This window comes from Niastella yeongjuensis (assembly GCF_900110245.1).
GTDB lineage: Bacteria > Bacteroidota > Bacteroidia > Chitinophagales > Chitinophagaceae > Niastella > Niastella yeongjuensis.
Genome location: NZ_FOCZ01000002.1, coordinates 565,134 through 586,430, shown reverse-complemented (window position 1 = coordinate 586,430; position 21,297 = coordinate 565,134). Strand labels below are relative to the sequence as shown.

Annotated in this window: 16 protein-coding genes and 1 riboswitch; of the genes, 5 read left to right on the top strand and 11 right to left on the bottom strand. The window is 46.1% G+C overall.

What is annotated here, in order from left to right; genetic code table 11:
* The first annotated feature begins 8 nt into the window (after positions 1–8).
* Positions 9–716: an ABC transporter ATP-binding protein gene (locus BMX95_RS07085; protein WP_081201287.1), complete on the top strand. Its 708-nt coding sequence runs from the start codon at positions 9–11 to the stop codon at positions 714–716.
* Positions 717–880: 164 nt separating this feature from the next.
* On the top strand, positions 881–1,444 hold the full coding sequence (locus BMX95_RS07080) for a cob(I)yrinic acid a,c-diamide adenosyltransferase (protein ID WP_081201285.1): 564 nt from the start codon (positions 881–883) through the stop codon (positions 1,442–1,444).
* Positions 1,445–1,479: 35 nt separating this feature from the next.
* Here BMX95_RS07080 and BMX95_RS07075 read toward each other — a convergent pair whose 3' ends face one another.
* Positions 1,480–2,133 (bottom strand): ABC transporter ATP-binding protein, encoded by a 654-nt coding sequence (locus BMX95_RS07075; RefSeq protein WP_081201283.1) that lies wholly within the window; start codon positions 2,131–2,133, stop codon positions 1,480–1,482.
* Between the two features lie 236 nt (positions 2,134–2,369).
* Here BMX95_RS07075 and BMX95_RS07070 point away from each other — a divergent pair, with 236 nt between their 5' ends.
* Positions 2,370–2,591, top strand: a complete 222-nt coding sequence (locus BMX95_RS07070) for a DUF2795 domain-containing protein (RefSeq protein WP_014221625.1) — start codon at positions 2,370–2,372, stop codon at positions 2,589–2,591.
* A 241-nt stretch (positions 2,592–2,832) separates the two neighbouring features.
* Here BMX95_RS07070 and BMX95_RS07065 read toward each other — a convergent pair whose 3' ends face one another.
* From BMX95_RS07065 to BMX95_RS07045, 5 genes are all read right to left on the bottom strand, one after another.
* On the bottom strand, positions 2,833–3,645 hold the full coding sequence (locus BMX95_RS07065) for an enoyl-ACP reductase FabI (protein ID WP_081201281.1): 813 nt from the start codon (positions 3,643–3,645) through the stop codon (positions 2,833–2,835).
* A gap of 47 nt (positions 3,646–3,692) precedes the next feature.
* Positions 3,693–5,351 (bottom strand): DNA repair protein RecN, encoded by a 1,659-nt coding sequence (gene recN, locus BMX95_RS07060; protein WP_165758967.1) that lies wholly within the window; start codon positions 5,349–5,351, stop codon positions 3,693–3,695.
* An 82-nt stretch (positions 5,352–5,433) separates the two neighbouring features.
* Positions 5,434–6,924: a tetratricopeptide repeat protein gene (locus BMX95_RS07055; RefSeq protein ID WP_081201279.1), complete on the bottom strand. Its 1,491-nt coding sequence runs from the start codon at positions 6,922–6,924 to the stop codon at positions 5,434–5,436.
* 142 nt (positions 6,925–7,066) lie between these two features.
* Positions 7,067–7,822 carry a zinc ribbon domain-containing protein gene (locus tag BMX95_RS07050; protein ID WP_014221629.1) on the bottom strand — a complete coding sequence of 252 codons (756 nt, stop codon included), beginning with the start codon at positions 7,820–7,822 and terminating at the stop codon, positions 7,067–7,069.
* A 107-nt stretch (positions 7,823–7,929) separates the two neighbouring features.
* Positions 7,930–9,027, bottom strand: a complete 1,098-nt coding sequence (locus tag BMX95_RS07045) for a Nif3-like dinuclear metal center hexameric protein (RefSeq protein WP_081201277.1) — start codon at positions 9,025–9,027, stop codon at positions 7,930–7,932.
* Between the two features lie 139 nt (positions 9,028–9,166).
* Here BMX95_RS07045 and BMX95_RS07040 point away from each other — a divergent pair, with 139 nt between their 5' ends.
* Positions 9,167–9,742, top strand: coding sequence for a hypothetical protein (locus BMX95_RS07040; RefSeq protein ID WP_081201275.1), 576 nt, complete (start codon positions 9,167–9,169; stop codon positions 9,740–9,742).
* Positions 9,743–9,821: 79 nt separating this feature from the next.
* Here the strand turns inward: BMX95_RS07040 and BMX95_RS07035 are convergent, their stop codons facing one another.
* The 5 genes from BMX95_RS07035 to BMX95_RS07015 all read right to left on the bottom strand — a co-directional run bounded on the left by BMX95_RS07035 (position 9,822) and on the right by BMX95_RS07015 (position 19,301).
* The gene (locus BMX95_RS07035) at positions 9,822–12,317 is read right to left on the bottom strand and encodes a hypothetical protein (RefSeq protein WP_081201273.1); all 2,496 of its coding nucleotides are present in this window, start codon (positions 12,315–12,317) and stop codon (positions 9,822–9,824) included.
* A 310-nt stretch (positions 12,318–12,627) separates the two neighbouring features.
* Complete coding sequence (locus BMX95_RS07030) at positions 12,628–13,011, bottom strand: acyl-CoA thioesterase (protein ID WP_081201271.1); 384 nt, start codon at positions 13,009–13,011, stop codon at positions 12,628–12,630.
* Between the two features lie 95 nt (positions 13,012–13,106).
* Positions 13,107–15,416: a 5-methyltetrahydropteroyltriglutamate--homocysteine S-methyltransferase gene (gene metE / locus BMX95_RS07025; protein ID WP_165758966.1), complete on the bottom strand. Its 2,310-nt coding sequence runs from the start codon at positions 15,414–15,416 to the stop codon at positions 13,107–13,109.
* Positions 15,417–15,576: 160 nt separating this feature from the next.
* A riboswitch (cobalamin riboswitch) is annotated at positions 15,577–15,783 on the bottom strand.
* A 95-nt stretch (positions 15,784–15,878) separates the two neighbouring features.
* Positions 15,879–18,248 carry a ribonucleoside-diphosphate reductase subunit alpha gene (locus BMX95_RS07020; RefSeq protein WP_081201267.1) on the bottom strand — a complete coding sequence of 790 codons (2,370 nt, stop codon included), beginning with the start codon at positions 18,246–18,248 and terminating at the stop codon, positions 15,879–15,881.
* An 81-nt stretch (positions 18,249–18,329) separates the two neighbouring features.
* The gene (locus tag BMX95_RS07015; protein ID WP_081201265.1) at positions 18,330–19,301 is read right to left on the bottom strand and encodes a ribonucleoside-diphosphate reductase small subunit; all 972 of its coding nucleotides are present in this window, start codon (positions 19,299–19,301) and stop codon (positions 18,330–18,332) included.
* Positions 19,302–19,783: 482 nt separating this feature from the next.
* On the opposite strand from BMX95_RS07015, the gene BMX95_RS07010 reads away from it, so the two are divergent.
* Complete coding sequence (locus BMX95_RS07010) at positions 19,784–21,292, top strand: carboxypeptidase M32 (protein WP_081201263.1); 1,509 nt, start codon at positions 19,784–19,786, stop codon at positions 21,290–21,292.
* Positions 21,293–21,297 lie beyond the last annotated feature (5 nt).

The window sequence follows — 21,297 nt, the reverse complement described above, 5'->3', positions numbered from 1 at the left end:
CTGATTCTATGAGTTCAATCATTCATCTGGAAGGTATTCGTAAGAGCTACTTCATGGGTAAACAGGAATTGCAGGTTTTGAAAGGCATTGACCTGGATATTCATAAAAATGAATATGTAGCCCTGATGGGACCATCCGGTTCCGGCAAAAGTACCCTGATGAATATTCTTGGCTGCCTGGATTCCCCATCGGGCGGCCAGTATGTTTTGAACGGACAGGACGTAAGTAAAATGGCCGACGATAACCTGGCCGATGTGCGTAATAAGGAGATCGGCTTTGTATTTCAGCAATTCAATCTGCTTCCCCGGCTTACTGCACTGGAAAACGTAGCCTTACCACTGGTATATGCCGGTGTTTCGCGAAAGGAACGGACTGAAATGGCCATGGAAGTGATTAAAAAGGTGGGGCTGGAAGAAAGAAGCCATCACAAGCCCAATGAATTATCGGGCGGTCAGTGTCAGCGTGTGGCCATTGCCCGCGCCCTGGTAAATAATCCTTCGCTTATCCTTGCTGACGAACCTACAGGTAACCTGGACACTAAAACTTCCATAGAGATCATGCAGATCTTCGGCGAAATACAAGCTGCCGGCAACACCGTGGTACTGGTTACGCATGAGGAAGATATAGCGAATCATGCACACCGGATTGTGCGGTTACGTGATGGGTTGATCGAGAGTGATAAGGTGAAGGTGGGTATTGGCGAGCTGACAAGTTGATAAGTGAGTGGTGAGTTGTCAGTAGTGACTGGGCTCGCGGATTTTCAGGAGTCTGGCAATGTCGGGATTTCACTCACCAATGACCATTCACAATTGCCGCGTCGCGGTTCTCTGCCTTCTGCCCTTTTTCACCATTGCCTGTTACCTAATCAACATTAACAATCATGGCTCAAAAGATATATACTAAAACCGGAGACAAAGGTTCTACCTCATTAATTGGCGGAACAAAAGTGCCTAAATCACACCTGCGTATTGAAGCGTATGGTACCGTTGATGAATTAAGTTCATGGATAGGTTTATGCCGCGATCTGCTTACCGAAGAAGCCGCCCGCAATTTACTGGCGGAGGTACAGGACCGGTTGTTTACGATGAATGCCTCCCTGGCCTGCGATCCGGTTAAAGAGCCTAAAATGCGCATTCCCGATCTGAAGGAAGAAGATATTACCCTGCTCGAAAAGGAAATGGACCGCATGAATGAGGTTATACCGCCCATGAAGAGCTTTATTCTGCCCGGTGGTCATCCGGTGTTATCGCAATTGCACATAGCCCGCTGCGTTTGTCGCCGGGCTGAGCGTTGTTGCGTACGCCTTGACCAGGAAAGCGAAGAAATAGAACCGGTCATTCTGAAATACCTCAATCGACTCAGCGATTATTTATTCGTGCTGGCCCGGTATACCGGCCATCAGATGAATGTAGAAGAAATTCCCTGGAAACCCAGGATCAATTAGCCAATGACATTATAACCGGCACGTATATGTTATCCCTATTGCACAATTTTGCCATCCTTCATGTGCAATAATCTGTCGCTCATTTGGGCCAGTTCTTCGTTATGCGTAACTATTAAAAAGGTTTGATTGAACTGCTGGCGCAGGGTAAAGAACAGTTGATGCAGTTCGCGGGCATTGGCCGAATCGAGGTTGCCGGTTGGTTCATCGGCAAAAATTATAGCAGGTTTATTGATGAGGGCGCGGGCCACAGCTACCCGTTGTTGCTCGCCACCCGATAACTGATTGGGTTTATTATCGATGCGTTTTTCCAATCCCAACATTTGTAATAACGATAAAGCATGGTCTGCCACTTCTTTTTTGCTTCGGCCGGCCATCCAGCCGGGTATACAAACATTCTCCAGGGCGGAAAATTCGGGTAAAAGGTGGTGAAACTGGAACACAAACCCCACATGCTGGTTGCGAAAAGCCGCCATCCGCCTCTCATTCAGGAAATTAATGCGCTCATTTCCTACCACCACCTCCCCTTTATCGGGCTTGTCGAGGGTGCCTAAAATGTGTAACAACGTACTTTTTCCCGAGCCGGAAGGCCCTACAATACTGGCAATTTCGCCCTGTTTTATTTCCAGGTCTACTCCCTTCAAAACCCATAACTGGCCATAATATTTTTGAATATTTGTCGCTGTTAACATGTGTTGTGAATTACTTCTAATATGGGGTCAAGATACTACAAACCATTGGCTTCCCGTTCATAGTATCCGTTTGGGGAAACTTTTTAAGAATTCCTTCCATTATCTTTCAAAGATAGATTTGGTTTTTTCGTCAGGAGGGTTACTTTTGCGAAAAATTGAGGGGTAAGGAATCCATGTTCTCCCTCCCTTGATTCGGTAACGTTTCGTGGATTTAAAACTTTAAACAGGATAACCACATGTTTTGGACATTAGAACTTGCATCCTATCTCGAAGATGCACCGTGGCCTGCCACCAAAGATGAGTTGATTGACTACGCGATCCGTAGCGGTGCACCCATTGAAGTGGTAGAAAATCTTCAGGAACTTGAAGATGAAGGTGAAATTTATGAAGGTATTGAAGACATCTGGCCGGATTACCCAAGTCAGGATGACTTCTTCTTTAATGAAGATGAGTATTAAAGCCCATGGCTAAAAAATAGTGCAAACCGGTCGCTGTAAAGCGGGCGGTTTTTTTTGGCCTCTGCGGGGCACCCCGAAGTAAGATGTAAGAGGCAGGAGGTATGAAGTAAGACGTGGGAAGAACTTCCTGTGCAACCTGCAGGGCAATAGCAAGCAAAAAAAGAGGGCCAGCCACCCATTCAGTGTGCTGCCCTCTCGTGAATATCTTATTTCTTATATCTTAATTCCTATTTCCTGCATCCTAATTCCCCATTTGCTCAATAACAGCCGGTGTAACTCCGGTAAAGGAGAAACCGCCGTCATGGAACAGGTTCTGCATGGTAACCATCTTCGTCAGATCGCTGAACAGGGTTACGCAATAATCAGCACATTGGTCAGCTGTAGCATTACCCAGCGGGCTCATTTTTTCAGCATAGGAAATAAAGCCATCAAATCCCTTCACTCCACTACCGGCGGTTGTTTGCGTAGGAGATTGTGACACGGTATTGATACGTACTTTTTTCTTTACGCCGTAGTGATAGCCAAAGTTGCGGGAAACGCCTTCGAGCAATGCTTTCGCATCGGCCATTTCGTTATAATCAGGGAATACACGTTGTGCAGCGATATAAGTCAATGCTACCACGCTGCCCCAATCACTGATGGCATCCAGGTCCCAGGCCGTACGCAGCACCCGGTGCAACGACATAGCCGATATATCTAAAGTCTTTTGATTAAATCCGTAGTCTATTTCGGTATAAGGCTTGTTCTTACGAACGTTCAGGCTCATGCCAACTGAATGCAATACGAAATCTATTTTACCGCCAAAGTGTTTCATGGCGCCTTCGAATAAATTCTTCAGATCGTCCATATTGGTCACATCAGCGCCAATAACAGGCGCGTTTACTGCTTCCGCCAGCTTATTGATCTCTCCCATCCGCAGGGCCACCGGAGCGTTGGTCAATACCAGCTGAGCACCTTCCTCATGACAACGCAACGCTGTTCTCCAGGCAATCGACTTTTCATCCAAAGCGCCGAAAATGATTCCTTTCTTTCCTTTAAGCAGGTTATATGACATAGAATTTTGATTTTAAATTTAGGAACGGCAAATTAACATCATTTCCATTAATTCATCACCATTTCACGGGCGTTTTCCAATGCAGCAGCAGTGGGCTTTTCGCCACTTAACATTTTAGCGATGGCGGTTATCCGCTCTTCCTGCGACAGTAATTTGATGTTCGTTTTAATGGAATTGCCCTTGATATCCTTGTAAACAAAATAATGGGCATCTGCCTTTCCTGCAATTTGCGGTTGGTGGGTTATGCTGAACACCTGGCGTTTGCGGGCCAGGTCTTTCATAATGATACCAACCTGTTTGGCAGCCTCGCCTGAAATACCGGTATCTATTTCATCGAAGATGAGCGTGGGCAGATCGAGCGATTGGGCCACCAGCGATTTTATGCAAAGCATCAGCCTGCTCAATTCACCACCCGATGCCACTTTACGTATGGGCTCAAAGCGGTTGCTTTTATTGGCATCGAACAGGAATTCAATATCATCCTGTCCGGTTATCTGCAGGTTGGCCAGTGGCGTTATATCTACCTGTAATCGCGCATTGGGCATACCTACCTGGGCTAATAATTTATTTACTTTATCCTGCAGGGGCTTCACCTGTTTAATCCGGTTGGCCGTTAGCTTTGTTGACAGCTCTATAGCTTTTTGCATTAATTGCTGGGCTGTTTTTTCTTTGCTTTGAATAGCCTCATCGATATTCAACACCGCCTGCAATTTTTGCTCCAGGGAATCTTTGATGGCCAGCAGTTCCTGCGTAGTATGCACGGCGTGTTTCTTCAACAGTTTGTAACCGATTGAAATACGATCGTTCAGCTGCTCTATTTTCTGCGGATCGTGTTGTACCTGGTCGTTTATACGCTCCACTTCATCGGCAATATCCTGCAATTCTATTTGTGCCGACAACAACCGTTGCACCAATGCCGGCATACCGGGATGGTTATCGCTGAACGCACTTAACTGATTGTATAATGATTTCAGCTGTTGCACTATGGGCGACTCGCCTTCGCTTAGTTCATAAGCCACTTTACCCAATGCGGTCTTTATGCCTTCTGCATTACTCAGCAGTTTGAGGGTTGCATCGGCTTCTTCCAGTTCATTTTCTTTCAATGCCGCCTCATGCAGTTCATCAAATAAAAACTTGTTATAGTCGTATTCTTTGGTGAACTGGTCTTTCTGTTGTTGTAACTGGGTAAGCTCGTGTTGCGCCTTTTGGTATTGGGTATAAGCGCCCTGGTATTGTTGCAATACATCACCGTGTCCGGCCAATGCATCCAACACCTGCCGTTGAAAATCGCGTTCCCCCAGTTCCAGTGTATCGAACTGGCGATGCAGGTCAACCAGCATAGAGCTTAACTGACGGAGTTGTTCCAGGTTAACGGGCGTATCGTTTACAAAGGCCCTTGATTTGCCATTGCTGCCTATTTCGCGGCGGATCACCAGTTCGTCTTCCACATCGAGGTCCTGCTCGCGTAAAAAGGCTTTTACGGCTTTCTTCTCACCAATTTCAAAGGTGCCCTCCACAAAGCATTTCTTATCACGGCTCTGTAATACCGATGTATCGATGCGGTCGCCAAGGATCAATGACAGAGCGCCCATTAAGATCGATTTACCGGCACCGGTTTCCCCGGTGATTATATTCAGCTTTTGCGAGAAGTCGATCTCTATCTCGTCAATAATAGCGTAGTTCTGTATGAAAAGTTTTTTAAGCACGGTACTTACTATTTGAACGTAACAAATATAATTGCGATCATGGACTTTATATAACCCGGTTTTCCCCAAATACAGCTTACAGCTATTCCTTACAACGCGCAATGCCCGCTTTTGCTTTGGCATCGAGCGAATTTTTAAAATCGTGGTCCTTCATACTCTGGCAACGCTGAAACCAGTTGATAGCGGTTTGTTTATCGCCACGTTGCTCAAATATATACCCGATCTGCAGGGCTGCCCGCGCGGCAAAATGTTCTTTGCGTTGCTCGCCCAGCTCAATAGCTTCTTTATAAAATACGATGGCGAGGCTGTCGTTCCCAATGTCATCATACAACCGGCCGGCCCGGTAGGCAAATTCGAGTTTTTCTTCTGCCAGGGAAAAATTTCCCGTGTTCTTGCCTTGTAGCAAGGCAAGGGCCTGCCGGTAATACCCGCCATCGTTCAGCATACGCGCCTGCAACAGCAACTTATTGGGCCAGCTATTCGTAGTGGCTTCTTTCTGCGCCTGCTTATCGGCCTCCGAATCGGTGGTGCCTTTCGTCAGGACCTTCTGGCGATAAGCGTGTGCCTTTGCCTCATCTCCCTGCAGGTAATAATGCCAGCTTAATTTTTGTAATACATCCTTAACATAGAAGCGGCCTTTAAACGTATTGATGAAGCGCTCCAGGTAAGGGGCGGCAGCCGGGTCAAGGTGATGAACTTTGGCATAACCCATTTCCATATCCCATACGGGCATAGCCAGGTAAGCGCCGCTCATATTTAACCCGGTTATAATTTCTTCGGCTTTTTCGGCCTGCTGACTATTGCGGTTTAAGTTCGCTGCCAGGTAGGCAAACAGATGGTTATTCACCACATCAAGGTGCTGCTGATCTATAAACTGAAAAACACCGGTTTTGTCGTTCTCCACATAAAATTTCAGGTAACAGTAGTAAAAAATGGCCTCATCGCGAAAAAGCGCCGACCACTCATCGCTACCCTGTAAAAAGGTATTGATCTTGCCCATGCCCTTTTTTATGTTGCCGTTGATGCCCAGCAAATTGCTTAACCATTTATAACCATCAGGGATAGTGCCGGCAGCTGCCTGCATAGTACCTGCATACAGGCTATTGGGTGCAAAGCGGGGAAACTGTTGCTGGTTGTTCTTTACCTGTAAAAACGAACGGCGAAACTCCCACCCTGCGTCCCAGTTGTTACCGAATTTTACCCTTACTGCCGCCCATTGGAAATGGATCACTGAACGGGCAAATAACAGAAAGGGGGAGTTCTCCGGTCCTTCATCCATCAGATCGAGGCGGGTATCGCGGTTAGGCAATCGCTTTTTGAACTCCGCCGGGTCTTCATTAAAGAACAGGGTAAAGAAGTCGATATAATTTTCGAGAAAGTAAGGGATGAGGTTGTTGGGGTGCTGGGTCTTTTCTGCATTTAACAGTTGCTGCCCGTTATTCAATTTTAGCTGAATGATTTCATGATAAGCCTGTTTGCATCGGTCGTTAAAATCAAATACTTTTTGGGCCTGCATAGGCACAGATAGTAAAACCAGTAATGCTGCCAACCAGGTTGGCCTCAGGCTAATCATGGCTGCAAGATACAGAGTTAAGGCACAAACTCATGCCTACACTATACCTTCGGCGCCCAAAGCAGGGCACAAGTTAGTCACGTAACGAAAAAAGCCCCTCCGATGAATCGGGAAGGGCTTAATAATTATGTTGAGGAAGTTCTTATTTTACTTCAACGCTGTCGAACAGGTCGCGGTCAACCAGGATACGGCCGCAGTTTTCGCAAACGATGATCTTTTTACGCTGCCGGATCTCACTTTGACGTTGAGGGGGGATAGCGTTAAAGCAACCACCACAGGCATCGCGTTCAACCGGTACTACACCTAAACCATTACGGTAGTTTTTGCGAATACGATCGTATGACAGCAACAGGCGCTCTTCTACTTTTTCGCGGGCTTCAGAAGCCTGTTTGTTCAATGCTTTCTCTTCTTTTTCGTTGGTGGCGATGATCTTTTCCAGCTCACCTTTCTTGGTGCTTAACACGCCTTCTTTGGTAGCGATGTTCTTTTTAGCTTTATCCAGCACTACTACTTTTTCGGCGATCTCTTCATTAGCATCGCGAATGTGTTTTTCGGCCAGCTTTATTTCAAGCTGTTGCATTTCAATCTCTTTATTGATGGCCTCAAACTCGCGGCTGTTCTTTACGTTCTCGCTTTGCTTTTCGTATTTTTTGATCAGGGCTTCAGCTTCCTTGATCATGTTTTTCTTCTGGTTGATAAACTCCTGTATGCCGTTGATCTCTTCCTCAATACGAACCTGGCGGGAATGCAATCCCTGAATTTCATCTTCCAGGTCGCTCACTTCCATTGGCAACTCCCCTTTCAGGATCTGAATCTCGTCGATCTTCGACTCAACCTTCTGCAATCCAACGAGTGCGCTTAATTTTTCTTCTACAGAGTAATCTTTAACGTTAGCCATAAAGAAATTTATAGTTTGTTGTTTATGGTAGCAGGTCCCCGGCTTCACCGCCCTGATCATTTTTCGTCATTCACTTCAACGATCCCGACTTGTCGGGATCGGCAGGATCACACAAAATAATGTACAGGATTGGTTTTTAAAGCCGTTTTAAGGACGGCAAAGGTAGGAAATTTTTCCTGCAAAACCCCAGCCAGTAAATCTATGGTAAATTGCTCACTTTCAAAATGACCAATATCAGCAATTATCAGCCGGCCGTTGGCATCAAAAAACTCATGGTATTTCATATCCCCGGTTATGTAAACGTCGGCCCCTACCCCTAAAGCCTTGGAAACCAGGAAGCTACCCGCACCCCCGCACAGGGCGATCTTTTTAACCGGCTTCCCCGACAGAGCCGTATGGCGGATCAGGGGCAGGTCAAATGCCTGCTTCAACTGCTTCAAAAAGGCCGCTTCGGGCATCGCTTCCGGCAGCTCGCCTACCAGTCCCGACCCTATTTCGGGATGCGTATTGGCCAGGTTCACCACATCGTACGCCACTTCTTCGTAAGGATGCGCTGTACGCAAAGCCCTGATAAGGTTGTTTTGCAGGTACGCCGGAAATATGACCTCCATCTTAAGCTCCTTTTCATAATGCCGTTCACCCGGCTGGCCCACAAAGGGATTGGTTCCCTCGCCACCTTTAAAGGTACCCGTCCCTTCTGCCCCAAAACTGCATTCATTGTAATTTCCAATATGGCCGCCTCCGGCTTCAAACAGGGCTGCCCGCACCTGCTCCACCTGTTCCACAGGTACAAAGGTGTACAGCTTTTTCAATGTGCCCTCTTTGGGCGACAGGATCTTGCGGTTCTTCAATCCCAGCTTATCCGCCATCATACCGTTCACGCCGTCTATTACATTGTCTAAATTGGTATGAATAGCATAAATAGCTATATCATTTTTAATAGCCGTTATTATGGTCTTCTCTACATAATTCCTACCCGTGATCTTTTTTAAGCCACCAAAAATAATAGGGTGATGCGCCACTACCAGGTTACAACCACGCTGTATGGCTTCATTCACCACTTCCTCTGTTGCGTCGAGGGTACAAAGAGCACCGGTACAGACCCAGCCCGGGTTACCGGTTAGCAATCCGGCATTGTCATAACTTTCCTGTAACGAAGGTGGCGCCACAGCTTCCAACAAAGCAATAATATCAGCGATTTTCATAATTCAGTAGGTTGTATCCAAAGATAGGCGAATCCCGGACCCCGGTATTGTCAAATATTTTTCATGACATCAAGGCATGTTAATTGCAAGGGATTGGGTACCTTAAATGAATAATTGTCGCTAACCACAACCTATCTATATGCGCGGAACCTGGATAATTTTACTGATCATGGTCATTATTGGCGTAGGCATGTACTTTTGGTTTGGACGTAAACCAGCTCCAGCCAGTTATGATACCATTGTTTTTAAAAACACAGATGATTCTATTGTAAAAAAAATGCAGGTATACCTGGCCGATGACCCCAAAGAAGTGATGTATGATAGTGTGTGGATCCTGTCGTCGGATTCAACCCCGCTGAAAAAAGTGCTGGACGGTGTTACCCAGGATACCATGAGTAAGCAATACGGCAATATTACCCTGTTCCTTACGTACGATCATAAATCCTTTTATGACCTGGAGATCTCCAAACCCAATCCCAAACTATCTTACAACTATACTTTCGAAATTGAACCCATGAGTGACAGCGATACACTGATCATAGATGGTCTTATTACGCCCCAGGAAGGCGATGCCATGCACTTTGCCAGTCCCATGATGGAAATGTATTCGAAGTTTGTTGTTACTTATAATCATAAATTACCCCCACCACCACCCGATTCAACGTCCATCAAAGGACATGATGCGAATAAGACGATCACGATTTTGAAGAACTAGATTGTGAGTGGTGAGTTTAAATAAATAAAAATGCCCCACTTTACAGTGAGGCATTTCTATTTATCGAAGTAACTTCTATTTACTCAATAATCTTCTCTACCCTGGTGAGCTGACCTTCTTCATTTATACCTTCCAGAATAATCCGGATGCGTTTTGTTACATCGTTATTATAGAAGGTCAGGTTTATTTTGTGATTGTTCTTATCGGTAAGAATGTATGGCTGCCAGAATAAGGTAGGACGAATATCGGGCAGATCGGAATTGGTTACTTCCTTGCTGTAGTCGGGTGAATAAAACTCCTTGGGAACGGAATAACCGTTTAGTTTGGTTTTATCGAGCCCGCCCATATTGGAAGTATTGGCTGTAACATCGCCGCCTTTTTTGGTATAGATGGCAATGGCACCGCCGGCGCCACCACCCACTGCACCGAAAAACGGTGGCCGGAATGCTTTCACATATGCGATATCTGTAACCGGAATATTTTCAATGGCACTTACATCAACCGGCATTTCATTCAAAAACAGGGAAGGTGTAGCGCCCCGCCATTGTAACGAGGTTTGACCGCCGGTAGTGATCTGCAAACCGGCCACCCGGCCCTGCAGATACGTGAAGATATTCATAGCTCCCAGTGCTGCCACATCATCTGTAAGGTCAAATGTGGTGGCATCGCCGCCAGAGAATAAACCACTGGTATAGCGTTCATCCATTATCTGTGACTTCGACTTTGTTTTTGCCTTTACCGTAACGGCTTCCAGTGTTTTTACTTTTTTCTCCAGTTCAGGTTTCAACCGCTCCGCCTCACTGGCAAAGTACTTGCCCCTGTTCAACAGGCTTGTATCAATGGGCATGGGCACGCGCCAGGCCGAATCGGGTTTTATAAGAAAAGGAGGTTTATGTGTTCCATTGCTGAAATTAACCACGGATTTATTAGCGAGGTACTTGTTGTTGTTAAACTGGTAAAACACATTCACCGTATCAAAGAACACCAGTCCTTCCTGTTGAAATTTACCCGTTGAGTCAATTGATAAAAAGAACAATTGACGGGAGGAGTCTTTTGCCTGCAGGAACACGTTGATCTGGGTATTTTTTGGCACCTGGCTGGGCTGTATACCGGTTAATGTAGCGCTGAGCGAGAGATAATTTTCGCGTGGGTATTTTATAACCGGCAGTTTACCGGCGGCGAGGTCTTCCCATTTGAACCGGCGCCAGCCATTGGTAAGCATTACCAGGTCAAGGTGCGAACGTACCGTATCGTCGTTACCGGTTAAGTAATAATAGGGATTGTGAATATAGCCACGCAGATCGCCGCTTAATAGCAAATGCGATACAATGTTATCAGCATCGGGATCAGCTTTGGTCAATCCGGCATCGGTGATTGAGATACTCAGGTTCGATTTCAGCGTATCGGGCACATCGATCACCAGGGTATTTTTTGCCCGGCTTGCAGTGCTCCTGGTAATTGGTACTACACGGGTGGTAAAGAAATAATCTTCTTTATTTACGAAAGTAATACGCTCGGCAACAGGCTTCCAGTTCGCATCGAATAAGGTCATTTGCAACATACCGGTGGGAATGCCTTCCAAAGGAATGGAACCGCTCACCATAAAATTCTGCGTCAGGTTCAACCGGGCCTTGTATACAACCTGTGAGTTGAAATAACCCAGCAGGTACAGGGTTTTATAATCGTCTGATGCATCCTGTGACCTTCTGATAATAAATGCCTCCCGGCTACCGGTGGGAGCGCATTGTATGGTTACCCCGGTTTGTTTGGCTACAGGCAGGGATGTTTTATGTGTTTGCTTTTTTTCGTCTGTCCATTCGGCGGTATAGGTTTTACCGGCCTGGGGTTCAATGGTAAAACGCCCCATCCCATCATGCACTGTACCAAAAGTGGCTACCGTAGCTCCCGAGCCATCTTTAATGGCGCCTTCTGCCGATACAGGCAATCCGAATTCGTCGGTCACTTTAACTGCCACCACCGACTCAAGACCTGTTACCAGGTCACCGCCTTCAGGGAAGAAGCGTAAGGTAACGGCAGGTGCAGGATTACTGCCTGCACCACCTTGCGGCGCAGTGGCGGGTTGTTTGCCAGCCGTTGTTTTGGCGCTGGTTGTTGCCGCAGTGGAAGCTGGGGCAACTGCAACCGTTTTATTCAGAATGCGGATGGTTTTGCTAAAGATAAAAGAGGTATCAAAATTCATCATCCAGGTTGTATAGGCCCGGAAGACGATAATGGGCGGTGTATTGGCTGGCAGGTCAAAACTACCGGCAGAAGAGCCCTCATAAATGGGCAGCAGCTTTTGTTGTAACACCTTGCCCGACTGATCGAGCAGTTCAACATAAAAGTTCTTGCTGATGGGTGAGGGTACAATGCCCGCAAACAGGTACGATTTAAACCAGATGGTTTCACCGGTATTGTAAGCCGGTTTATCAAAGTGAACATATATCTTCTCCTGCGGGTATCTTTCACCATACAGGTTCACCATGGAATCGATCTGTTGAGCATAGCCGGCCCCTATACCGGAAAAAAGTAAGGCCAAAACAATCAGGGATCTATAAAAACGAATGCAATTCATGGGGCAATTTAACTTTTAACAAATTAATGGGTTTCATAGCTTAAAATTGATAAAATTTTGTCTACGAATTGTTAAAGAAAACCTCATATTAAGACTTTTTAATCTAAACCTCCGATTGGTTGGCGTTATCCGCCCTTTTCAGGGGCAGAGGGCAGAAGGCAGAAGGCAGAGAGCCGCGACGCGGCAGGTGAAACGGCAAACGTGAAACGGTTCGCGAGCTTTGAAATTAATAAACGACCTTACCCCGCCCGATTTCTCTGCCTTCTGCCCTCTGCCTTCTCCCTTCTGCCCTCTGCCAACTCACCACTCACTACAAAATGGCTACTGGTTTCTTGTGCTCATCCACCGCTACCAGCGTAAAGGTGCCGCTGATTGCCCGTTCCCGTTCAAATGAATACATTTCTTCAATATATATTTCAACCAGCACCCGTACACTGCTTTTACCCGTATGAATCACTTTACCAATCAGCTCTATGATGGTTCCGGCCGGTATGGGGCGGGTAAAATCTATTTTATCCGAGGAAACCGTTACCATTCGTTTGCGGGCAAAACGGGTAGCTGCGATAAACGCTACCTCATCCATCAGGGCCATGGCTGTGCCGCCAAATAACGTGTCGTAATGGTTAGTGGTGTTAGGGAATACGGCCTTGAAGATCCGGGTTTCGGATTGTTTGATCTTTTCCTCTATGGTCATTGGTATGCTGTAATTACGTTAAATTAAAAAAGCAAGTTACCCCGCAAAGAGGGGCAACTTACTTGTAACTGAAACTTAGGCGATGATTATTTTATTTAAATCAATACGGGTGCTGTTGCTTTCTCCCGCGCCTGCTGGGCTGCCTGCACCATGTTCTTCAACGCGGCAATGGTCTCCGGCCAGCGACGGGTCTTTAAACCGCAGTCAGGATTTACCCATAGGTTTTTAACCGGCAATAAGGCCGTTGCTTTCTCCAGTAAATGGGTCATTTCTTCCACTGTGGGTACCCGTGGGGAATGTATATCGTATACACCGGGCCCTATTTCATTAGGATATTTAAACCGGGCAAAGGCCTCCAGTAATTCCATTTGTGAACGGCTTGTTTCAATGGTGATCACATCGGCATCCATTTTGGCAATGTGCTCCATAATATCATTGAACTCGCTGTAACACATATGGGTGTGGATCTGCGTTTCGTCTTTAACCCCACTGGCCGATAAGCGGAATGCTTTTACCGCCCATTCCAGGTATGCCGGACCGTCTTTCTTTCTCAATGGCAATCCCTCGCGAATAGCCGGTTCATCAATTTGTATTACTTTGATGCCTGCTTTTTCCAGGGCCACCACTTCATCTCTTATGGCCAGGGCAATTTGAAAAGCCGTTTGCCACCTGGGCTGGTCATCCCGTACAAACGACCATTGCAGGATCGTTACGGGGCCGGTAAGCATTCCTTTCATCAGCCTGTTGGTTTGTTCCTGGGCAAAAGCGCTCCATCGAACGGTCATATCACCGGTTCTGCTTACATCCCCTGCAATCACGGGTGGTTTCACACAACGGCTGCCATAGCTTTGTACCCAGCCGTTTTTGGTGAACAGGAACCCATCGAGCTGTTCGCCAAAATACTCCACCATGTCATTGCGCTCAAACTCGCCATGCACCAGCACATCGAGGCCTATCTCTTCCTGCACCCGGATAGCCGAGATGGTGGCGTCTTCAATTTCCGACTCGTATTGTTGCTGGGTCAAATCTCCCTTTTTCAATTTAGCGCGCAGCTGCCGGATCTCTTCAGTTTGCGGAAACGAGCCAATGGTGGTGGTGGGAAATAAGGGTAATTGAAACCGCTGCTGCTGTATCTGTTGCCGAACGGTAAACTCACTCGTACGGGTGGCGTCTGCTTCTTTAATTGCTGCCGCCCGGTCTTTTACTGTTTGTTTATGAATACGGGTTGAGTTCCGGCGGCTTTCTATAATGGCTGCATTCTTTTTCAACAGGGTTGTATCGCCGGCCACTATTTGTTGTAACTCATTTATCTCATCCAGTTTTTGTTTGGCAAATGCCATCCAGTTTTTGATCTCTGCATCCAATGCAGTTTCTCCTTCCAGATCAACAGGAGAATGCAGTAAAGAGCAGGAAGGCGCCAGCATCAGCCGGTCTTCACCAATAACTGCTTTTGCTTTCTCGATAATCGCCAGTGATTTGCTGTAATCATTCTTCCAAATGTTACGGCCATCTACTACACCCAATGAGATGGACAGTCTGGGCGGCGCGGCTTTTACTACCTCATCTACCTGTTGCGGTGCCCGTACCAGGTCAATATGCAGGGCACATACCGGCAGGTTTACGGCCAGACTGGTATTTTCCTGTAAGCCTTCAAAGTAAGTGGCCAGTAATATTTTCAGATCACCGCACTGCCTGCGGATCTCTTTATAAGCATATTCAAAAGCCTGCTTTTGTTTCTCTGTAAGGTCGGTCACCAAAAATGGCTCATCGATCTGCACCCAGATGGCGCCATTGTCTTCCAGTTTTTTCAGCACCTCTATGTAAACCGGCAACAATTGTTTTAACAGGTCAATGCGGTCAAAGGGTTGATTGTCTTTTTCTTTCCCTAACAGTAAATACGATACGGGCCCAATCAATACCGGCTTTGGTGTAGTTCCTGTTACGCGTTGGCATTCGTTGAACTCGTTGAACAGTTTGTCGGACAGGATCCGGAATTGCTGGCCAGCCGTAAATTCAGGTACAATGTAATGGTAGTTGGTATCGAACCATTTTGTCATTTCCATGGCGGTGATGTCGAGGCCATGTTGCTGGTAACCGCGGGCCATGGCAAAATACAGATCGATCTCTGTGTTTTCCTTAATATCGGTGGCCACAGGCGTATAACGGGGCGGAACAGCGCCCACCAGCAACGACATATCCAGCACCTGGTCGTAAAAGCTGAAATCGTTACAGGGTATCATGCCGATACCCGCCTGTTTCTGCAATAACCAGTTTTCTTCCCTGATCTTTTTGGCGGTAAGAAATAATTCGCTTCTGGTAATGTTACCGGCCCAGTATTGTTCACTGGCCTTTTTTAACTGGCGTTGCGCCCCAATGCGGGGGAACCCAAGATTGTGTGTTAGCATACGCATAAAACATTTTGTGAAACATTAATGAATAGTATTAATGTCTTTACGTTTAATGTGTATGCTTTCGTGATAAAGTGTTAGACCGAAACAGTTACAATGTGAGGTGCAAGGTGAGGTGATTAACTGTTTTCGACTGCTGCTTTTGAACCGCGAAAGCATTGGTCTCCGTTTTCAGGCAAGTATCCTGGCTTGTTGTTTTGCTACATGCCTTCCCATACCATTGAGGCCTGATACAGTGGCTAATTATGCAGCGCTGTGAGGTTATACCCCACTACAACATACAGTTGCGCGACAGCCCGTGATTCTCACACGGTTCCTTTTTAATCCCCGCTTTACGCAGAGAACCCGAAAACAAGTGTTAAAGTAAAGAACTCCGGGTGCAAATATAGGAAAAAAAAGAGAGCCCCCATATGGAGGCTCTCCGTGTTCAATACTTGGTATATGTTCGAGCTGTGAAGACTATGAGCTGCAGGTTACGCAACCTTCTTCCATGGTGCATACCTGACCTTCTATTATTTCATCAGCGCTTTCACCTCCCATTCCTACTACAGGCTCCATTTGACGGCTGCCTTGTTTTTCAACCGTAAACTGTACTGCCTGGGCTGCTGCCTGTGTACGCAGATAATACATACCTGTTTTCAGACCTACCTTCCATGAATAGAAGTGCATAGAGGTCAGTTTGGCCACAGTTGGATTATCAACAAACAGGTTCAGCGATTGCGACTGGCAAATGAATGCACCGCGATCGGCTGCCATGTCAATCAAATGACGTTGTTTTATTTCCCATACAGTTTTGTACAACGCTTTGATATCGGCAGGTATTTCGTTGATGTTTTGAATAGAACCATTAGCCGCAATGATCTTGTTCTTCATGGTATCGTTCCAAAGGCCCAGTTGTACCAGGTCTTTCAACAGGTGTTTGTTTACGATGATAAACTCACCGCTCAATACCCGGCGAACATAGATGTTTGATGTATAAGGTTCAAAACATTCGTTGTTACCAAGGATCTGTGAAGTAGAAGCTGTTGGCATAGGTGCTACCAGCAATGAGTTGCGCACGCCATGTTTCATTACTTCTGCACGCAGGGCATTCCAGTCGTGACGGTTCGATGGTTGTACATTCCACAGATCGAACTGGAACTGTCCTTTTGATAAAGGTGAACCGGCAAAGGTTTCATACGCCCCATGTTCAATCGCCATATCCTTGCTGGCGGTCATCGCTGCAAAGTAAATGGTCTCGAAAATGTTTTTGTTCAACACTTTTGCCAGGTCGCTTTCAAAAGGCAAACGCATCAGGATAAACACATCCGCCAAACCCTGTACGCCTAAGCCAATAGGGCGGTGACGCAGGTTTGAACGTTTTGCTTCCTCAATTGGATAATAGTTGTTATCGATGATGCGATTGAGGTTACGTGCAGCCTGATAGGTTACATCGTATAATTTATCGAAATCGAATTTTCCTTCGTTTACAAAGCGGGGCAATGCCAGGGAAGCCAGGTTACAAACCGCTACTTCATCAGCGCTGGTAAACTCCAGGATCTCTGTACACAGGTTGCTGCTTTTGATGGTTCCCAGGTTCTGCTGGTTGCTTTTACGGTTGGCAGCATCTTTATACAGCATGTAAGGCGTACCGGTTTCAATCTGCGCTTCCAGAATAGCAAACCACAGGTCCTGCGCTTTTATTACTTTACGTTGACGGCCTTCTGCTTCGTAGCGGTGGTACAGCGCTTCAAATTCGTCACCAAAGGTATCGCCTAAACCAGGTGCTTCATTGGGACAGAACAGGCTCCAGTCGCCGTTCGATTCTACGCGTTTCATGAACAGGTCGTTTATCCACAGTGCATAGAACAGGTCCCTGGCGCGCATTTCTTCTTTACCATGGTTTTTACGCAGGTCAAGGAATTCTACGATATCAGCATGCCAGGGTTCCAGGTAAATAGCAAAAGCGCCTTTGCGTTTGCCACCGCCCTGGTCAACATAACGGGCTGTATCGTTGAATACACGCAGCATGGGAATAATACCATTGCTGGTACCATTGGTTCCTCCTATATAGCTACCGGTAGCGCGTACGTTGTGAATTGATAAACCGATACCACCGGCACTTTGTGAAATCTTAGCCGTTTGTTTCAGCGTGTCGTAAATACCATCGATGCTGTCGTCTTTCATGGTCAACAAAAAGCAGGATGACATTTGCGGCTTGGGCGTACCACCATTGAATAAAGTAGGCGTGGCATGGGTAAACCAGCGCTCACTCATCAGGTTGTATGTTTTAATAGCGCTTTCAATATCTTCTTTGTGAATACCGATAGATACGCGCATATACATATGCTGCGGACGCTCAACAATAACCCCATCTACACGCAACAGGTATGATTTTTCCAGTGTTTTAAAACCGAAATAATCAAAACCGAAATCACGGTCGTAAATGATAGAGCTATCCAGCAATTCTGCATTGGCTTCGATGATCTCCATTATGTCATCGGCCAGCAAAGGCATTTTACGGCCTGTAGCTGAATCGGTATAATCATACAGCCTGCGCATGGTACCAGAGAATGACTTCTCGGTATTCTTATGCAGGTTGCTCACGGCTATACGTGAGGCCAGCAAGGCATAATCTGGGTGTTTGGTAGTTAATGAGGCAGCTGTTTCAGCAGCCAGGTTATCCAGCTCGGAAGTGGTAACCCCGTCATAAATACCTTCAATTACTTTTTTTGTTACTTCTATCACATCAACCAGCGGGCTCAATCCATACGACAGCTTCTGAATACGCGCCGTGATCTTATCGAACTTTACAGTTTCTTTTTTCCCGTTCCTTTTTAATACGTTCATGTCAATGGAGTTTATAGTGCTATCAAATAATATTTCCGATCTTTCGGGATGCTGGATTTTTTACGCTCTGGCTTTCTCTCTTTAGAAATCTTCATCAAGCGAAAACTGTTGCGACTCTTTGCTGGCGTTTACCCCGGCTTTGCGGTAATCTCCTACTCTCTTTTCAAAGAAATTGGTTTTACCCTGCAGGGAGATCATTTCCATAAAGTCGAACGGATTGGTGGCATTGAACATTTTGGGATACCCCAGTTCACTCAACCATCTGTCGGCCACAAATTCAATATACTGTTGCATCAACCGGGCGTTCATCCCAATAAGGTCAACCGGTAATGCTTCGGTGATAAATTCTTTTTCAATACGTACGGCATCGCCGATGATATTGTACACCTGCTCCTGTGTTAATTTAGCACTGAGCATGCTGTACAACAGGCAGGCAAATTCGCAATGCAAACCTTCGTCACGGCTGATCAGCTCATTGCTGAAGGTAAGCCCGGGCATCAACCCTCTTTTCTTCAACCAGAAAATGGAACAGAAGCTACCGCTGAAGAATATACCTTCTACTGCTGCAAAAGCTACTAAACGCTCGGCGAAGTTCCCTTGTTCAATCCAACGCAAAGCCCACTCCGCTTTTTTCTTCACAGCCGGCACGGTATCGATGGCATGGAACAGCCGGTCTTTTTCGTTAACGTCCTTAACATATGTATCTATCAGTAATGCGTATGTTTCGGAGTGAATGTTTTCCATCATGATCTGAAAACCATAAAAGCAACGCGCTTCGGGCAATTGCACTTCACTCATAAAATTCACTGCCAGGTTTTCATTCACAATACCATCGCTGGCAGCAAAAAAGGCCAGTACATGTGAAATAAAATGGCGCTCGCCATCATTGAGCGAAGCCCAGTCTTTCAGATCGCCGCTTAAATCAATTTCCTCTGCCGTCCAGAAGCTGGCTTCATGCTTTTTATACATTTCCCATATTGCGGGATATTTGATTGGGAGAATAACAAAACGGTCCTTGTTTTCCTGTAACAACACTTCATTTTCATGCTGCATGACTATAGTAGTTAGAATGTTAAAAATGCGGCACGACAGCAGATAACAACCCCATAACTTCACTTGAAATGCTGAAGCATCAATCATTTGCCGGTACCTTATCGGGAAAGTTCCAAACATACTTTGTTACCGGCAGATCTCCTGGCTTGACTGATTGGTATGATGTCATTCAGTCAGCACCGTAACAAATTATTAATAAGAACCTGTACGAAAGTAATAGTCCTGTGAAAAACTAAATGAAAAGGTTCTTCACAGGGTGTTAATAGTTTTTACCTCAATGTTAAACGCATTTGAATAATGGGTATGTTCCACATAAGGCCAAACCCGTGCAAGCGATGGAAAAAGAGCCAGTTAGAACTGGTATGGGGAATAACGTTCCACTTGCCGTTTTCCACACTATACTTAATTATAGTGGTGGTTTTTGGGTATGGCATAATTTACCGACTTTCGCACCCTGTACTTAATTATAAATTTCATTCAGCATGACAAATACAGCTACCAGATCCCTGTACGAAGATTATATAAAAGAGATGCAAACGATCGCCGATCTGCGCTACGCCTCTGCTGTGTTGCAGTGGGACCAGGAAACTTATTTGCCACCCAAGGGAGCACCTATTCGCGGCCAGCAGATTGCCACCCTTTCTGAAATTGCCCATAAACATTTCACCGATGAAAAACTGGGCGCGCTGTTACAGGAGCTGTTGGCGGGTGATAAATTGTCAGCTGATGAAAAAAGGAATGTGGAACTGACGTGGCAGGATTACTCCAAACAAAAAAAATTCCCCTCTTCCTTTGTACGTACACTGGCCGAGGCAGTAAATAAAAGCTTTCACAGCTGGATGGAAGCCCGCAAGGCAAATGATTTTTCATTTTTTGCCAATGACCTGGCCCGCCTTATCGAATTAAAGAAACAGGAAGCCGATATGCTGGGTTATGAACACCACCCTTATAATGCATTACTCGACGATCACGATAAAGGCGCCACGGTGCAATTGCTCGATGGGGTGTTTTCGGCCATTCAGCAGCCGTTAAAAGAGCTGCTGGGGAAAATTGCCAGTCAGCCCGTGGCAGATGACAGCTTTTTACGCCAGCATTACAACAAGGACAAACAGTGGCAGTTTGGCCTGCAGGTGGTTAAAGAACTGGGATACGATATGGAAGCCGGCCGCCAGGATATTTCTGAACATCCCTTCACCACCAATTTCAACAGTAAGGACGTTCGTATTACTACGCGTATAGATGAAAATGACCTGAGCAATATGGTGTGGAGCTGTATTCATGAAGCAGGCCACGCCCTGTACGAACAGGGTTTGCCACTAACCGAATATGGATTACCGCTGGGTGAGCCCGCCTCCTATACTATTCATGAATCCCAATCGCGTTTATGGGAAAACCATGTGGGCCGCAGCCGTGCTTTTTGCGAACGCTGGTTGCCGGTATTACAAACGTATTTTCCCGAACAGCTGGGCCGGGTATCCCTGGAGCAATTCTACAAAGGCATTAATAAAGTGGAACCGTCGCTGATACGCACCGAGGCAGACGAACTTACCTATCATTTTCATATTATGATCAGGTATGAGCTGGAAAAACTGTTGATCGGCGGTGCCATGAATGTAAAAGACATCCCCGGTTACTGGAATGAGCAATATCTTACACTTATGGGGGTAAAAGTACCGGGCGACAAACAGGGCTGCCTGCAAGACGTGCACTGGAGCCATGGCAGCTTTGGCTATTTCCCCACTTACAGCCTGGGCAGCTATTACGCCGCACAGTTCTACTCTTATGCAAATCAGTCAATTACAGACTTAAACGGACTTATAAAACAAGGGAATACAACCCCTCTGCTGCAGTGGTTACGCAATGCGGTACACCAGAAAGGACGGCGCTTTACGAGTGAGGAGTTGTGCAAAGATATATGCGGAGAAACCCTGAATATTGAATATTTTACAGGCTACTTACTTGGAAAATACAAAGATATTTATAATTTTTAATATCT

Coding starts and splice junctions, on each gene's coding strand:
- BMX95_RS07085 (WP_081201287.1), top strand. CDS start 9: ATGAGTTCAATCATTCATCTGGAAGGTATTCGTAAGAGCTACTTCATG.
- BMX95_RS07080 (WP_081201285.1), top strand. CDS start 881: ATGGCTCAAAAGATATATACTAAAACCGGAGACAAAGGTTCTACCTCA.
- BMX95_RS07075 (WP_081201283.1), bottom strand. CDS start 2,133: ATGTTAACAGCGACAAATATTCAAAAATATTATGGCCAGTTATGGGTT.
- BMX95_RS07070 (WP_014221625.1), top strand. CDS start 2,370: ATGTTTTGGACATTAGAACTTGCATCCTATCTCGAAGATGCACCGTGG.
- BMX95_RS07065 (WP_081201281.1), bottom strand. CDS start 3,645: ATGTCATATAACCTGCTTAAAGGAAAGAAAGGAATCATTTTCGGCGCT.
- BMX95_RS07055 (WP_081201279.1), bottom strand. CDS start 6,924: ATGATTAGCCTGAGGCCAACCTGGTTGGCAGCATTACTGGTTTTACTA.
- BMX95_RS07050 (WP_014221629.1), bottom strand. CDS start 7,822: ATGGCTAACGTTAAAGATTACTCTGTAGAAGAAAAATTAAGCGCACTC.
- BMX95_RS07045 (WP_081201277.1), bottom strand. CDS start 9,027: ATGAAAATCGCTGATATTATTGCTTTGTTGGAAGCTGTGGCGCCACCT.
- BMX95_RS07040 (WP_081201275.1), top strand. CDS start 9,167: ATGCGCGGAACCTGGATAATTTTACTGATCATGGTCATTATTGGCGTA.
- BMX95_RS07035 (WP_081201273.1), bottom strand. CDS start 12,317: ATGAATTGCATTCGTTTTTATAGATCCCTGATTGTTTTGGCCTTACTT.
- BMX95_RS07030 (WP_081201271.1), bottom strand. CDS start 13,011: ATGACCATAGAGGAAAAGATCAAACAATCCGAAACCCGGATCTTCAAG.
- metE (WP_165758966.1), bottom strand. CDS start 15,416: ATGCTAACACACAATCTTGGGTTCCCCCGCATTGGGGCGCAACGCCAG.
- BMX95_RS07020 (WP_081201267.1), bottom strand. CDS start 18,248: ATGAACGTATTAAAAAGGAACGGGAAAAAAGAAACTGTAAAGTTCGAT.
- BMX95_RS07015 (WP_081201265.1), bottom strand. CDS start 19,301: ATGCAGCATGAAAATGAAGTGTTGTTACAGGAAAACAAGGACCGTTTT.
- BMX95_RS07010 (WP_081201263.1), top strand. CDS start 19,784: ATGACAAATACAGCTACCAGATCCCTGTACGAAGATTATATAAAAGAG.